Source organism: Kitasatospora sp. NPDC058218 (assembly GCF_042882445.1).
GTDB lineage: Bacteria > Actinomycetota > Actinomycetes > Streptomycetales > Streptomycetaceae > Kitasatospora.
The window spans coordinates 35,665-48,640 of the sequence record NZ_JBHVWC010000016.1 but is presented as its reverse complement, the minus strand read 5'-3'; the positions used below and the strand labels follow the sequence as shown (position 1 = coordinate 48,640).

Here is a 12,976-nt window from a genome sequence, read left to right as displayed (position 1 = left end):
CGGGCGTGCGGCCGTGCTCAGCCGGCCGTGAAGCCCTCGTACGCGTTGTAGAGCGCCGCGCCGCCCTCGTGCTCGCCGGAGCGGTCCACGATGTCGCCGAGCAGCCAGGCCTCGACGCCGCGGTCCTCCAGGATCGACAGCACGACGTCCACCGAGTGCGGCGGGACGACCGCGACCATGCCGACACCCATGTTCAGGGTCTTCTCGATCTCCAGGGTGGACACCTTGCCGACCTCGGCGACGGTCTGGAAGACCGGCAGCGGGGTCCAGGTGCCGCGGTCCAGGCGGGCGTGCAGGCCCTCCGGGATCACCCGCGCGAGGTTGGCCGCCAGGCCGCCGCCGGTGACGTGCGAGAAGGCGTGGACCTCGGTGGCCCGGGTGAGCGCCAGGCAGTCCAGCGAGTAGATCCGGGTCGGCTCCAGCAGCTCCTCGCCGAGCGTGCGGCCGAACTCCTCGACCTTGCGGTCCAGCTTCCAGCCGGCCTCGTTCAGCAGCACGTGGCGGACCAGCGAGTAGCCGTTGGAGTGCAGGCCGGAGGCGGCCATCGCGATCACCACGTCGCCCGCGCGGACGCGCTCGGCGCCCAGCAGGGCGTCCGCCTCGACCACGCCGGTGCCGGCGCCCGCGACGTCGTACTCGTCCGGGCCGAGCAGGCCCGGGTGCTCGGCGGTCTCGCCGCCGACCAGGGCGCAGCCGGCCAGCGCGCAGCCCTCCGCGATGCCCTTGACGATCGCGGCGACCCGCTCCGGGACGACCTTGCCGACGCAGATGTAGTCGGTCATGAACAGCGGCTCGGCGCCGCACACCACCAGGTCGTCCACGACCATGCCGACCAGGTCGTGGCCGATGGTGTCGTGCTTGTCCATGGCGGCGGCGATGGCGACCTTGGTGCCCACGCCGTCGGTGGCCGAGGCCAGCAGCGGCCGCTCGTAGCGCTTGAAGGCGGACGCGTCGAAGAGCCCGGCGAAGCCGCCGATGCCGCCGACCACCTCGGGGCGGCTCGCCTTCTTCACCCACTGCTTCATGAGCTCGACGGCGCGGTCGCCCGCCTCGATGTCGACGCCGGCGGCGGCGTAGGTGGCGCCGTTCTGGTTCGTGGTCACTGCGGTGCGGCCCTTTCGGGTCAGTGGGGGTTGGAACAGCGGTGGGGCCCCGGGTTCCGGGACCCCACCGTCAGGTCGTTACGGGCGTCGCAGGGCGTCGGCCGCGCCCGCTCCGCCGAGCAGGGACTGGACGCCGTCCAGGTCACTGCCGCTGGTCGGCTTGCCGCGGACCGCGGGCGGCTGCTGGCCGCCCTTGATCTCGGCCTCCAGCAGGAGCTTGCCGAGCAGCGCCGGGTCGGGCAGCTCCATCGGGTACTCACCGTCGAAGCAGGCCCGGCAGAGCCGGTCCTTCGGCTGCTTGGTGGCCTCGATCATGCCGTCGATCGAGATGTAGGAGAGCGAGTCCGCACCGAGCGTGCGGCCGATCTCCTCGATGGTCATGCCGTTGGCGATCAGCTCCGCGCGGGTGGCGAAGTCGATGCCGAAGAAGCACGGCCACTTGACCGGCGGCGAGGAGATCCGGATGTGGACCTCGGCCGCGCCGGCCTCCCGGAGCATCTTCACCAGGGCGCGCTGGGTGTTGCCACGGACGATCGAGTCGTCCACGACCACCAGGCGCTTGCCCTGGATGACCTCGCGCAGCGGGTTGAGCTTCAACCGGATGCCGAGCTGACGGATGGTCTGGCTGGGCTGGATGAAGGTGCGGCCCACGTAGGCGTTCTTCACCAGGCCCGAGCCGTACGGGATGCCACTGGCCTCGGCGTAGCCGATCGCGGCGGGCGTGCCGGACTCCGGGGTCGCTATCACCAGGTCCGCGTCGACGGGCGCCTCGGCGGCCAGCTTGCGACCCATCTCCACGCGGGAGAGGTGCACGTTGCGACCGGCGATGGAGGTGTCGGGGCGGGCCAGGTAGACGTACTCGAAGACGCAGCCCTTGGGCTTGGCCTCGGCGAAGCGGGAGGTCCGCATGCCGTTCTCGTCGATGGCGATGAGTTCGCCGGGTTCGACCTCGCGGATGAAGGAGGCGCCGCAGATGTCCAGCGCCGCCGTCTCGGAGGCGACCACCCAGCCGCGCTCCAGCCGGCCGAGCACCAGCGGGCGGATGCCCTGCGGGTCGCGGGCGGCGTAGAGCGTGTGCTCGTCCATGAAGACCAGCGAGAACGCGCCCTTGACCTTGGGCAGGACGAGCTTGGCCGTCTCCTCGATGGAGAGGTCCGGGTGCCCGGCGAGCAGGGCCGTCACCAGATCGGTGTCGTTGGTCGCGGCCGAGCGGCCCGAGCGGGAGACGTGCTCCTCTCCGGGCAGTTCGGCGACCATGGCCGCCAGTTCGGCGGTGTTCACCAGGTTTCCGTTGTGCCCGAGGGCCAGCGAACCGTGAACGGTCGCGCGGAAGGTCGGCTGGGCGTTCTCCCAGACCGAGGAACCGGTGGTCGAGTAGCGGGCGTGTCCGACGGCGATATGCCCGTGCAACGACCCCAGGGAGGCCTCGTCGAAGACCTGGGAGACGAGTCCCATGTCCTTGAAGACGAGAATCTGGGAGCCGTTGCTCACTGCGATGCCCGCGGATTCCTGACCGCGGTGCTGCAGGGCGTAAAGGCCGAAGAACGTGAGCTTGGCGACCTCCTCGCCGGGAGCCCAGACACCGAAGACGCCGCAAGCGTCCTGGGGGCCTTTCTCACCGGGAAGAAGATCGTGGTTGAGTCTTCCGTCACCACGTGGCACGCCTTCGAGTCTAGGGCAGTTGGCACAGGCTTCCGGAACCGGGGAGGCGGGGATTGTTGGGCGATCGGTCGGCAACGCGCGTAGACAAAACCCCTTACCAGGGGCGGATTTCGGGGTGGTGGAATTCGACGAAGGGGCGCTTGGCCTTGCGGTTCGCGCCCGTTGAGGCATTCCGTGTGCGGACGACCCGCAGGTGAACGGCGGGCAACGTGAGCCTGCTCACCCGAGGGGCCGACGGGGCGGAACGGCGGTGTGACGGGGGGCCGGGCGGGGGTCGGGCGGGGTCGGGCGGGGTCGGGCGGGGTCGGGTGGGGCTCCGGCGGGGGCTCACTGGGGGCTCGGTGGGGGTTCAGGACGTGCCCGTCCGCCCTCCGGCGGGCGTGCCCCTCCTCAGCCGGCCGGGAGCAGGAGCCCCCAGGCGCCCGGGTGCACCGTCCAGGTCCGGACCCGGACCGGGCCGACCGGGTGACCGTCCGCCTCGTAGCCGAACCCGCGCCCCGTCACCGAGACGGTCGCCGCCCGGGCGCGCACGAGTGCGCCGGGCGTGCGGACCACGACCTCCATCACGCCGGCGCCGGTCGCCTCCCCGCCCGGCAGGCTCACCTCGACCACCCTGACCGGCCGGTGGACGTCCGCGAGCAGCCGGCCGTCCGCCTCGACCCGGAGCCGGGCGCCGTGCTCGCCCTTGCCGGGCTCGATCGTGAGTGAGGTCCCCTGCTCGGCCGCAGCCAGTTTCGCCCATAGCGAACGCCAGCCACTCGTACGGCTCACCGTCCGGCGCGCCCCGCCGCCCGAGATCCGCACCCCGCCGAGCGCCACTCCACCGCCGTCGTCCACCAGCAGGTCCAGCTTGCGCGGCACCCCCGCGAGCACCGCCCGCGCGGCCGGCACCGGCTCGCCCGGCACACCGAGCGCACGGGCCGCCACCAGCTCGTCCGAGCGCCCCACCGGAACCATGCCCACCGGGTCCGCACCCAGCTCACGCTGGCGGTAGAGGGCCTGGAGCACCCGCTGCATCGCCAGGTCGGAGCCGATCACCACCGGTCGGCGCCGACCCCGGTGCGAAAGCACCCGGTCCAGTTCGGAAGGGCTCTCCGGATAGGCCACCTTGGCGTCCGCCCCTCCGCACAGGACGTCCCTCGCGATCCGCACGGACTCGCCGTCGGTCTGCCGGGCCGCCGGGTCGAGGAGCAGGAGGAGCGGTTCGGGGCCGCCGCTCGCGGGCGTGGACAGGGACGACACGACCGGTCCTTCCTCAGGTAATCTCTCGGTGCAAGAGCCCCTTGCGCTATTGCGCCAGGGGCTTCGTCTATCTCGGGGCAGACTGCGGCTTTCGCAGGATGCCCCAACCGGAAGGGGTGTACGCCTGTGCCGGCACTCGTGCTCGTTGGCGCTCAGTGGGGGGACGAGGGCAAGGGGAAGGCGACCGACCTCCTCGGCGGCTCCGTCGACTACGTCGTTCGCTACCAGGGCGGCAACAACGCCGGTCACACGGTGGTCATCGGCGACCAGAAGTATGCCCTGCACCTGCTGCCTTCCGGCATCCTCAGCCCGAATGTGACTCCGGTGATCGGCAACGGCGTCGTCATCGACCCGGGCGTGCTGCTCTCCGAGCTCAGCGGGCTGAACGAGCGCGGCATCGACACCTCCAAGCTGCTGATCTCGGGCAACGCCCACCTGATCACGCCGTACCACCGCACCCTGGACAAGGTCACCGAGCGCTTCCTGGGCAAGCGCCGGATCGGCACCACCGGCCGCGGCATCGGCCCGACCTACGCGGACAAGATCAACCGTGTCGGCATCCGGGTCCAGGACCTCTTCGACGAGTCGATCCTGCAGCAGAAGATCGAAGCGGCGCTGCACGACAAGAACCAGCTGCTGGTCAAGCTGTACAACCGCCGTGCCATCCCCGCCGAGCTGGTGCTGGAGGAGTACCTCGGCTACGCGGAGAAGATCAAGCCGTTCCTGGCCGACACCACCCTGGTGCTCGACGAGGCGCTCAAGGCGAACAAGGTCGTCCTCCTGGAGGGCGGCCAGGGCACCCTGCTGGACGTCGACCACGGCACGTACCCCTTCGTGACCTCGTCGAACCCGACCGCCGGTGGCGCCTGCACCGGTGCCGGCATCGGCCCGACCAAGATCGACCGGGTCATCGGCATCCTGAAGGCGTACACCACCCGCGTCGGCTCGGGCCCGTTCCCGACCGAGCTGCTGGACGCCGACGGCGAGGCGCTGCGCCGCATCGGCGGCGAGCGCGGTGTGACCACCGGCCGTGACCGCCGCTGCGGCTGGTTCGACGCCGTGATCGCGCGCTACGCGACCCGGGTCAACGGCCTGACCGACTTCTTCCTCACCAAGCTGGACGTGCTGACCGGCTGGGAGCAGATCCCGGTCTGCGTCGCGTACGAGATCGACGGCAAGCGCGTCGAGGAGCTCCCGTACAACCAGTCCGACTTCCACCACGCCAAGCCGATCTACGAGACGCTGCCGGGCTGGACCGAGGACCTCAGCAAGGCCCAGACCTTCGCCGACCTGCCGAAGAACGCGCAGGCCTACGTGAAGGCGCTGGAGGAGATGTCGGGCGCCCCGATCTCCGCCATCGGCGTCGGCCCGGGCCGGTACGAGACGATCCAGATCAACTCGTTCGTCTGAGCCTGAGTGTGCGAGGCCCTGCGGGACACTGCGTCCCGCAGGGCCTTCTTCTTGGCATTTTGGTTCTGCACTAGTTCAATAATCCCTTGCATCTAGTGCAGAGTTTGGCTACTTTCTGGATCATGACTGCGAAGCTGCCTGCCCCCGTGACCCTGACCGGCCGCCACGTCCGCCTGGAGCCGCTGAGCCGGGACCACCTCGGCGACCTGTGGGCCACCGTCGGCCCCGACCCGGACGTCTGGCGCTGGATCCCGTTCCACCCGCCGACGACGGAGGAGGCGCTGGGCGAGATCCTCGACGTCCGCCTGGCCGAGGTGACGGCCGGCACCGCCGTGAAGTTCGCCGTGATCGACCTCGCGAGCGGGCGGGCCGTCGGCATCACCGGGTACTACGACTTCAGCGCCCAGGACGAGCTGGTCGAGATCGGCGGCACCTGGTACGCCCGGTCGGCCTGGCGGACGGCGATCAACACGGAGGCCAAGCTGCTGCTGCTCGTCCACGCCTTCGAGGACCTGGGCATGGGCCGGGTGTTCTGGAAGACGGACGCGCTCAACGACCGCTCCCGCAACGCGATCCTGCGACTGGGGGCCCAGTACGAGGGCATCCACCGTCGGGAGAAGCTGCGGGCCAACGGGGTCTGGCGCGACAGCGCCTACTTCTCGATGCTGGCGGACGAGTGGCCGGCGGCCAAGTCCCGCCTGGTGGAGCGCCTTTCACGCGGCTGACGGCTCGCGATGAGCTGCGCGACGATGCCGACGAAGAGCACCGACACCAGCAGCCCGGCCAGCAGGAAGACACCCATCAGCCGCCGACCGCCACCACGGCCCACACCGCTTTGCCGTACGACCCGATGAGTTTCACACCCCACTCATCGGCAAGCGCAGCCACGAGGTCAAGCCCCCGTCCGCTTGTACGGGAGTCGTTCGGATCCGGGCGGACGACGGGGGCGGCGGAGGCGTCCGAGACGGCGATGTAGAGCCTGCCGCACCGGAGTTCGAGCACGACGGTCGGCGGTCCGTCGCCGTGGACCAGGGCATTGGTGACCAGCTCGGAGAGGACGAGGCAGGGGGCGTCGGGGTCGAGGTCGATGCTGCGGAGGGTGTCGCGCAGAAGGCGGCGGAGCGCCCCGACGATCTCCGGCAGGGCCGGCGGGAAGAGGTCGAGCCTGAACTCGACAGCCGGGTCGGAGTCGACCGGGCGAAGGAGCGGGAGCAACATCGACTGTCTCCAGTCCAGTTGAGGTGAGGGCATTGATGACGGGCCCATCCACTCGTGGCCTACCCCCGCCGACGATGGAACGAGGACAGGCGTCGGCAGCCTGTGCTCGTTCCATCCAGGGTGCACTTCGAGATGTCTGGCGATACGTCAGCAAGCTTTGTGGGAACGACGCTAGAGTCGCGGTAGAAGATTTGCTACTGCGTCGGTACATATTCACCCCATCGAGGGACCCGCCCCTGGCAGGCGTCCGTTCGGGTGGACCCTCTGGCACGGGAGCGGCAGACTTCACCGGAAGCTCCGACCGAGGGGAAATCGGCATGCCACCACGCTTGTCACCAACCGTGCGCCAGCAACGCCTCGGCATCGAGCTGCGAAAGATGCGCGAGCACGCGGGCATGACCCCCAAGGCCATGGCGGCAGCTCTTGGCACCGATGTGCCCAAAATTTCACAGATGGAGAACGGCAAGTCGGGCATCAGCGCCGACCGTCTGCACTCCTGGGCGATCGCCAGCAAGTGCATGAACTCCGATCTGGTCGCCGCACTCGTCGCCATGACCAATGATCGCCGCAAATACTGGTGGGACAGCTTCCAAGGAAGAGTTCCCAGTGGGATCATCGACATTGCCGAGATGGAGCATCACGCCGAATCGCTCACCATCCTGCACACGACCTTCATCCCAGGCCTTCTCCAGACCAGTCGCTACGCGTCGGCGGTTTTCGCCCGCCTCCGTCCACCGCTGCCCCGGCACGAGGTCAACACCCGCACGGCATTTCGCGTCGAGCGCCAGCAGGTCCTCACGCTCAAGCCCTACACCGCCTTCATCCACGAGGCTGCCCTGCGCATGCAGTTCGGCGGCCCAGATGTCCTGCGCGACCAGCTCGGGAGCCTGCTGGAGGACTCCGAGCGCCCCGGGGTCGAGATCCGCGCAATTCCATTCGACGTGGACACGTTCCCAGGATCCGGCGAGAGCCTCTATTTCGCCACGGGAGCCGTTCCGGAGCTGGATATCGTCCAGATCGACCTCAGTCAAGGCCCACATTTCGTCCACTCCACAGCGGATCTAGAGACCTACCGGGGCATCAATTCGGAGACGGCCGAAAAGGCGCTCACACCCGAGGAATCCCGCGCGTTCATTCATCAGATAATGACGAATCTGAAAGGCTAGCAAGGCATGGTCGACTGGCAGAAGTCATCACTGAGCGGGGAGGCCAACGAGTGCATCGAAGTACGCGCCGTCGACGGCATGGTCGAGATACGAGAATCTGACGCCCCCGACGTCATCATCCGCACCACCCCACGCAGGTGGGCGGTCTTCCTGCACGACATCCGGGCCGGCGAGTTCGATCACCACGGCGCCTAGACGAATCGTTCCGGCTGCCCCTCGCAGGGTGCGCGGGGGCAGCCGGACCAAGTCCACCGATCTGAAAGGCTGATGAGCGTGAACGACTGGCAGAAGTCGACCAGCAGCAGTCAGGACGGCGGCAACTCCGTCGAGGTCTCCACCAACAGTGCCGGCCTGATCGAGATCCGCGAGTCCGACGCCCCCGACTCGATCGTCGTCACCACGCCCAAGAAGTTCGCCCTCTGGCTTGAAGGCGTCAAGCGCGGCGAGTTCGACCACTTCACCGCCTAACCGAATCGTTCCGGCGGCCCCTTGCTCGTTCGCAAGGGGCCGCCGGACCACGTACACCGATCTGAAGGGCTGGCAAGCATGAACGACTGGCAGAAGGCCTCACTCAGCGGCGATGCCAACGAGTCCCTCGAAGTCCGCACCGCCGACGACATGGTCGAGATCCGCGATCCCGACACCGGCGACATCATCGTCCGCACCACCCCTCGCAAGTGGGCCGCCTTCCTCCTCGGTGTGAAGGCCGGCGAGTTCGACCACTTCGTCGCCTGACGCCCACCCGGTGGCCCCTTGCGAGGCGCAAGGGGCCACCGGACAGACGAACGCCCGCACGGACAAGGACCACCCGTTCGGTCAACGTCGTTGTCGTTGCTCCTCACGGGTCAAGTTGCTCGAACCCCGGACAGCCCGGCTCTCGCAGGGCCACCATGGGTGGGAACTGCGCAAGATCTCGCAACCCACGATCCTCGGAGGGCACCGTGTCGCTACGGTTCATCGCGAAGGACCCCAACTCCCCGGACGGCGATTCTCCGACCGTGTGGGTCGATGAGGACACCTTTGACCTCGTCATCCAGGGCTGGAAGATCGACGCAGACACCGAAGCCGAGTGCCTGACGGTGGGTAACATTCCCGACCACGAGACCGTGGTCCGGGTGCCCGTGCGGCTGGCACGGGCCTTGAGGGAGGCACTGGATGTCGCTGAGCGCGGCGAAGATTGACGAGCTGCTGAGAAAGACTCAGCGCTCGGCCGTCCACCTGGAGATGCGCGACGGCTACATGCAGGACGACCCCGCCTTCATCGCCTGGAAGGCGGGGCACCGGCTCGATCCCAGCGACCGCGACTCATGGTGGCGGCCATGGCTGGACGTGATCGCCGAGGCGACGGGCCGGGGTGTGGCGATTCGCCGGGCTCGCATCGTGTCTGAGCCGGTGAGCGACTACATCCGCTACGAGTACGACGTCACGTTCCCCAACGTGGCAGCGGGCGAAGAGGTCCGGTGGCTGCCCCGGCGCAACGCCTCGGACCTCGCCTTGCCCGGCAACGACTTCTGGCTGTTCGACGGCCGGCTCGTCCGCTGGGGTCACTTCTCGGGTGACGGCGACTCCTTGGGAGGCGAGCTGAGTGAGGACCCGGCCGCGGTGCAGTTGTGTGCCGAGGCGTTCGAGGCGGTATGGGCCAGCGCGACGCCACACGAGAAGTACAACGTCTGAACCTCACTCCGTCGCTACTGCACCCCCGACAGCCAGCCCACCATGTCGTATTCGCCGTCATCAAGCGTTGTCGCTGCCCGGAAGGCACTCGCGGAACGTCTCGAAGACGTGCTCAAGGCTTCGGGAATCACCGGCCGAGAGCTGTCTGCCCGGTGTGGCTGGCACCCGTCCAAAACCTCCAGACTGCTGAGCGGGCAGGCGGCCCCGACCGACGCTGACATTCGGGCCTGGTGCCGCGCCTGCGGAGCCGACGACCAGGCCGAGGCCCTGATCACGGCGTCCCGCGCCATCGAGTCCATGTACGTCGAATGGCGACGCATGGAGCGTGCGGGACTCCGCCCGGCCCAGGAAGCGGTCTACTCGCTCTACGAGCGGACTCGGATGTTCCGTGTCTACGCCAGCAGGGTCATTCCAGGGATGCTCCAGACGCGGGCCTACACCACTGCTGTACTCCAGGCCGTTCAGCGCGCTCGCGTGACCGTGGACGGTGTCGAAGCCGCTGTCGATGCCCGCATGGAGCGCCAGCGCATGCTGTTCTCCGGAACTCGGACGTTCGCGCTTGTCGTTGAGGAGTCGGTCCTTCGAGGCAGCGTCTGCGACACCGACGCGATGGCGGGGCAGCTCGGGCACCTGATCACGATCAGCACGCTCGGGAACGTGAGCTTCGGCGTGATCCCGTTGCAGCACGGCCGCAGCCGGTCGCCGGCCGAGGACTTCTACATGTTCGATGACGCCCAGACCTCCGTCGAGCTGGTCTCCGGCCACCTGCGGCTGACGCAACCCCACGAAGTGGCGATGTACGCCCAGACCTTCACCGAGCTGTCCCGGATGGCCGTCTACGGAGCGAACGCTCGTGCGGTGATCACGGCCGCCATTGACGCCCTCGGGTGACCGACTCGCAACTAGTCGCAACTTCGTAGAGGGCCGCTGGTCGTTCTCCCTAGCGTCGAAGACATCACCGAGCGTCTAGGCCGATACCGGCTGTCCGGCCGGATGCGGCACCACCAACCTGTTGGAGGAAGTGTATGAGCACCACTATCGAGTCCAGCCCCGAGCTGGTCGAGTTGGGCAGGTTCTTCAGGATCGCCGGCCAGCGGTTCGACGCTGGGCAGACCGCGCCCGAGATGTTCTCCCTGGCGATCGACGCCACGTGGCACGTGCTCGCCCAGAACACCCAGGCACACCGCGAGTTCACCATCGCGCACGCCGGGCAGGAGCTGTCCCACATTGCGTGGGCCGGCCACGGCCACATCGCCTGGGTGAAGGCGTACGAGGAGGCGTACGGGCCGCTCCCCGAGATCTGGTTCACGAACGCCGACGGCACTCTCAACACCGAAGCCCTGGCGCAGTACCGGGAGACCGGCACCGTGGTGGCCGAGTGGGACTGCGGCCCCAAGCCCGGCCCCGGTGACGGCGATGACGTGGTGCCGGAGAAGACCACCCGGTGATCACCGCCCCAACGGGCGGAGCGCCCCGGCCTACCGCCGGGGCGCTCCGCCTCATCGAGGCCAGGTCAGAGAATCCGCGTAGCGTCAACGTGACCGACTACGTCAACGCGCTGGCCGAGCACTGCCCGTTCCTCGAACCCTCCCGGGCTCGTGGCATGACCGGCTGGACCGTATACGGGATCGCTCCCGGCGCCCACCAGTACGCCGTCGAGGCCGAGTTGTTTTACGCCGGGGTTCAAGCTGCGGAGTGGGTCCGACCCCTGGCGCGCAGAACAAACGGTGTCCTCACCTGCGAGAACATCGTCATCCTCGGCCAAACCACTGACGCCGACCACCGCGAGCTGATGACCTGGCCACACTGGGCGCTCAAGAACCTGTACGGGCCAGTTGGCGTGATGTTCGGCAAGTTCGCCAGGGGCGTCCAGGAGCGGGACCGCTTCGGCCAGAGCATTTCGCCGGCCCCGTTCTCGTTCCTGCCAGTGCGGGCATCCGTCCGCCCACGAGACCCGAAGTTCCTGAAGGACACGCCCGATCTCGCTGCGGCACTGGCCGCTGCCGAAGACGATGGGCTCGACGTGTTCGAGCACACCCCCTGTGAGTGGAAGGCAGTACGAGCATGGGCGAGTTCGCTTCCTGTCCCCCGGAAGCCGTGAAGGCCGCGGAAGCTGTCTGCGGGCCGGTCGAGCTGAAGGAGATCACCGACCGACGCGGCTCTGCCGTCTGGAAAGCCACCGGCCCCATGGCCGCTGTCGCCATCAAGCTCGGGACAGGGGGGGCCGCCGAGGTGACAGCGCGAGAGGCATCGGTTCTGGATCAGCTTCCCGGCTACACGGTCACGGCAGGCCGAGCTGGTGAGGCCGTTTGGTTCGTCACGCCGTGGCTGGCTGGGCGATCTACCTGGGAGGTCTTCCGAGCCGCCCGAGAAGGAACCGCAGGCCGTCCGATCGCGCTCGCCGGAGCAGTCGATCTATGTCGCGCGGTCGCCGGCCTCCACGCCGCCAGCTGGGTACACGGCGATTTGCAGCCGTCGCACGGCATCCACACCGAGAGCGAGGTGAAGCTGATCGACTTCGCCTGGTCATGGCAGGAGGGGACAACGCCCTGGACCTCCTTCCAGGGGGCCATGGTGCATCTGATGGCACCGGAGCTGGCCGCCTGGATCTCCGCCGGGCCGCAGCCGGTCAAGACGTCACCGGCTGCAGAGGTGTATGCCCTGTCGGGAGTGCTCTGGACCTGCGCGACCGGCGATTGGCCGCTCGATTACCAGGGGGCCGGAATCGACCGGAAGGAGGCCGGACCCGATGGGCTGCGCGACGCCATCGCCACGGGGAAACTGCCTCTTGCCCCGGCGACGCCATGGCCGGAGCTTCAGGACGTGCTCCGTCCCGTGCTGCTCTCCGGGCCGGCTGATCGGCCGACCGCCGCCGACCTCGGTGACACTTTGGCGGCGGTGAGCATGTGATCCGGCTGCGGGAACTGCGGGCCGGGGACGAGCAGGCTCTCCAGCGGATCTACAGTCCCGCGTCGGTCAGGTATCTGGCCCGGAGCCCAATGAGTGAGGATGAAGCCAGGATCTACGTCAGCCGGGCCGTGGTAGCGGCCGGACTGTCTCCTCGGACGCACTTCATCCTCGGCATTGAAGCCGCCAGCGACCTGGTGGGCATTGCCAAGCTGGGCATAGCCCATGGTGCCGGCACGCTGAGCTACCTCCTGCGACCGAACGCCTGGGGCCAGGGCTACGCCACCGAGGCGGCAACCCGTCTCCTGGCCCTGGCCTTCGGTGCATTGCGCCTTCCGGTCGTGCGGGCCAAACACCACCCGGACAACTCGGCCTCTGGCCTCGTGCTGGCCAAGGTCGGGTTCTCCCACACAGGGGCGGAGGGCGGATTTGAGCGTTACGAAGTTCGATTGCTTCGTCCGTGAGTCACGACATGGCCGAACCCTCTGAGGTGCAGGTGCCCAAGGTCGACTTCCCGGGAGGGAGTTCGCCGGCGCGGCACTCACGATCGTCAAGGGCACCTGGTCGGCGACCGGCTTTGGCCGCCGACCACGT

The 12,976-nt window shown here is 68.5% G+C and carries 17 protein-coding genes; 13 read left to right on the top strand and 4 right to left on the bottom strand.

The features are described from left to right. Nucleotides 1-17 precede the first annotated feature (17 nt). The 3 genes from purM to ACFVYI_RS12480 form a co-directional block, all read right to left on the bottom strand. Complete coding sequence (purM, locus tag ACFVYI_RS12490; RefSeq protein ID WP_360633547.1) at nucleotides 18-1,103, bottom strand: phosphoribosylformylglycinamidine cyclo-ligase; 1,086 nt, start codon at nucleotides 1,101-1,103, stop codon at nucleotides 18-20. A 78-nt stretch (nucleotides 1,104-1,181) separates the two neighbouring features. Next, nucleotides 1,182-2,765, bottom strand: coding sequence for an amidophosphoribosyltransferase (gene purF, locus ACFVYI_RS12485; protein WP_360633550.1), 1,584 nt, complete (start codon nucleotides 2,763-2,765; stop codon nucleotides 1,182-1,184). A 390-nt stretch (nucleotides 2,766-3,155) separates the two neighbouring features. After that, the gene (locus ACFVYI_RS12480) at nucleotides 3,156-4,007 is read right to left on the bottom strand and encodes a diacylglycerol kinase (protein ID WP_387884056.1); all 852 of its coding nucleotides are present in this window, start codon (nucleotides 4,005-4,007) and stop codon (nucleotides 3,156-3,158) included. A gap of 126 nt (nucleotides 4,008-4,133) precedes the next feature. Between ACFVYI_RS12480 and ACFVYI_RS12475 the strand changes: the two genes are divergently transcribed. Both ACFVYI_RS12475 and ACFVYI_RS12470 read left to right on the top strand, forming a co-directional pair. Next, the gene (locus ACFVYI_RS12475; protein ID WP_387884054.1) at nucleotides 4,134-5,417 is read left to right on the top strand and encodes an adenylosuccinate synthase; all 1,284 of its coding nucleotides are present in this window, start codon (nucleotides 4,134-4,136) and stop codon (nucleotides 5,415-5,417) included. A 122-nt stretch (nucleotides 5,418-5,539) separates the two neighbouring features. Next, entirely contained in the window at nucleotides 5,540-6,142 is a 603-nt protein-coding gene (locus ACFVYI_RS12470) for a GNAT family N-acetyltransferase (protein WP_387884052.1), read from the top strand. A 76-nt stretch (nucleotides 6,143-6,218) separates the two neighbouring features. On the opposite strand, the gene ACFVYI_RS12465 is transcribed toward ACFVYI_RS12470, so the two are convergent. Then, nucleotides 6,219-6,635, bottom strand: coding sequence for an ATP-binding protein (locus ACFVYI_RS12465; protein WP_387884049.1), 417 nt, complete (start codon nucleotides 6,633-6,635; stop codon nucleotides 6,219-6,221). A gap of 317 nt (nucleotides 6,636-6,952) precedes the next feature. Between ACFVYI_RS12465 and ACFVYI_RS12460 the strand changes: the two genes are divergently transcribed. The 11 genes from ACFVYI_RS12460 to ACFVYI_RS12410 all read left to right on the top strand — a co-directional run bounded on the left by ACFVYI_RS12460 (nucleotide 6,953) and on the right by ACFVYI_RS12410 (nucleotide 12,846). Then, the gene (locus ACFVYI_RS12460) at nucleotides 6,953-7,801 is read left to right on the top strand and encodes a helix-turn-helix domain-containing protein (RefSeq protein ID WP_387884046.1); all 849 of its coding nucleotides are present in this window, start codon (nucleotides 6,953-6,955) and stop codon (nucleotides 7,799-7,801) included. A 6-nt stretch (nucleotides 7,802-7,807) separates the two neighbouring features. Beyond that, nucleotides 7,808-7,996 (top strand): DUF397 domain-containing protein, encoded by a 189-nt coding sequence (locus ACFVYI_RS12455; protein ID WP_387884044.1) that lies wholly within the window; start codon nucleotides 7,808-7,810, stop codon nucleotides 7,994-7,996. A gap of 72 nt (nucleotides 7,997-8,068) precedes the next feature. Beyond that, nucleotides 8,069-8,269, top strand: coding sequence for a DUF397 domain-containing protein (locus ACFVYI_RS12450; RefSeq protein WP_387884042.1), 201 nt, complete (start codon nucleotides 8,069-8,071; stop codon nucleotides 8,267-8,269). 78 nt (nucleotides 8,270-8,347) lie between these two features. Next, nucleotides 8,348-8,536 carry a DUF397 domain-containing protein gene (locus tag ACFVYI_RS12445; RefSeq protein ID WP_387884039.1) on the top strand — a complete coding sequence of 63 codons (189 nt, stop codon included), beginning with the start codon at nucleotides 8,348-8,350 and terminating at the stop codon, nucleotides 8,534-8,536. A 206-nt stretch (nucleotides 8,537-8,742) separates the two neighbouring features. Then, nucleotides 8,743-8,982, top strand: coding sequence for a hypothetical protein (locus tag ACFVYI_RS12440; RefSeq protein ID WP_387884036.1), 240 nt, complete (start codon nucleotides 8,743-8,745; stop codon nucleotides 8,980-8,982). Then, nucleotides 8,957-9,475 (top strand): DUF6879 family protein, encoded by a 519-nt coding sequence (locus ACFVYI_RS12435; RefSeq protein WP_387884033.1) that lies wholly within the window; start codon nucleotides 8,957-8,959, stop codon nucleotides 9,473-9,475. The genes ACFVYI_RS12440 and ACFVYI_RS12435 overlap by 26 nt, the downstream gene beginning before the upstream one ends. Nucleotides 9,476-9,517: 42 nt before the next feature. Then, a complete protein-coding gene (locus ACFVYI_RS12430; RefSeq protein WP_387884030.1) occupies nucleotides 9,518-10,366 on the top strand; it encodes a helix-turn-helix domain-containing protein in 849 nt (282 codons plus the stop codon). A gap of 134 nt (nucleotides 10,367-10,500) precedes the next feature. Further along, nucleotides 10,501-10,923 carry a hypothetical protein gene (locus tag ACFVYI_RS12425; protein ID WP_387884027.1) on the top strand — a complete coding sequence of 141 codons (423 nt, stop codon included), beginning with the start codon at nucleotides 10,501-10,503 and terminating at the stop codon, nucleotides 10,921-10,923. A gap of 89 nt (nucleotides 10,924-11,012) precedes the next feature. Continuing rightward, a complete protein-coding gene (locus ACFVYI_RS12420; protein WP_387884024.1) occupies nucleotides 11,013-11,576 on the top strand; it encodes a hypothetical protein in 564 nt (187 codons plus the stop codon). Further along, entirely contained in the window at nucleotides 11,540-12,385 is an 846-nt protein-coding gene (locus ACFVYI_RS12415; RefSeq protein WP_387884021.1) for a hypothetical protein, read from the top strand. The genes ACFVYI_RS12420 and ACFVYI_RS12415 overlap by 37 nt, the downstream gene beginning before the upstream one ends. Continuing rightward, entirely contained in the window at nucleotides 12,382-12,846 is a 465-nt protein-coding gene (locus ACFVYI_RS12410) for a GNAT family N-acetyltransferase (protein ID WP_387884018.1), read from the top strand. Before ACFVYI_RS12415 ends, ACFVYI_RS12410 begins: the two co-directional genes overlap by 4 nt. Nucleotides 12,847-12,976: the final 130 nt, after the last annotated feature.

Bases quoted from the DNA above. Each gene is read 5' to 3' on its own strand.
- ACFVYI_RS12430 (WP_387884030.1), top strand. From the start codon at position 9,518: ATGTCGTATTCGCCGTCATCAAGCGTTGTCGCTGCCCGGAAGGCACTC.
- ACFVYI_RS12450 (WP_387884042.1), top strand. From the start codon at position 8,069: ATGAGCGTGAACGACTGGCAGAAGTCGACCAGCAGCAGTCAGGACGGC.
- ACFVYI_RS12465 (WP_387884049.1), bottom strand. From the start codon at position 6,635: ATGTTGCTCCCGCTCCTTCGCCCGGTCGACTCCGACCCGGCTGTCGAG.
- ACFVYI_RS12445 (WP_387884039.1), top strand. From the start codon at position 8,348: ATGAACGACTGGCAGAAGGCCTCACTCAGCGGCGATGCCAACGAGTCC.
- ACFVYI_RS12435 (WP_387884033.1), top strand. From the start codon at position 8,957: ATGTCGCTGAGCGCGGCGAAGATTGACGAGCTGCTGAGAAAGACTCAG.
- ACFVYI_RS12455 (WP_387884044.1), top strand. From the start codon at position 7,808: ATGGTCGACTGGCAGAAGTCATCACTGAGCGGGGAGGCCAACGAGTGC.
- ACFVYI_RS12470 (WP_387884052.1), top strand. From the start codon at position 5,540: ATGACTGCGAAGCTGCCTGCCCCCGTGACCCTGACCGGCCGCCACGTC.
- ACFVYI_RS12415 (WP_387884021.1), top strand. From the start codon at position 11,540: ATGGGCGAGTTCGCTTCCTGTCCCCCGGAAGCCGTGAAGGCCGCGGAA.
- ACFVYI_RS12425 (WP_387884027.1), top strand. From the start codon at position 10,501: ATGAGCACCACTATCGAGTCCAGCCCCGAGCTGGTCGAGTTGGGCAGG.
- ACFVYI_RS12460 (WP_387884046.1), top strand. From the start codon at position 6,953: ATGCCACCACGCTTGTCACCAACCGTGCGCCAGCAACGCCTCGGCATC.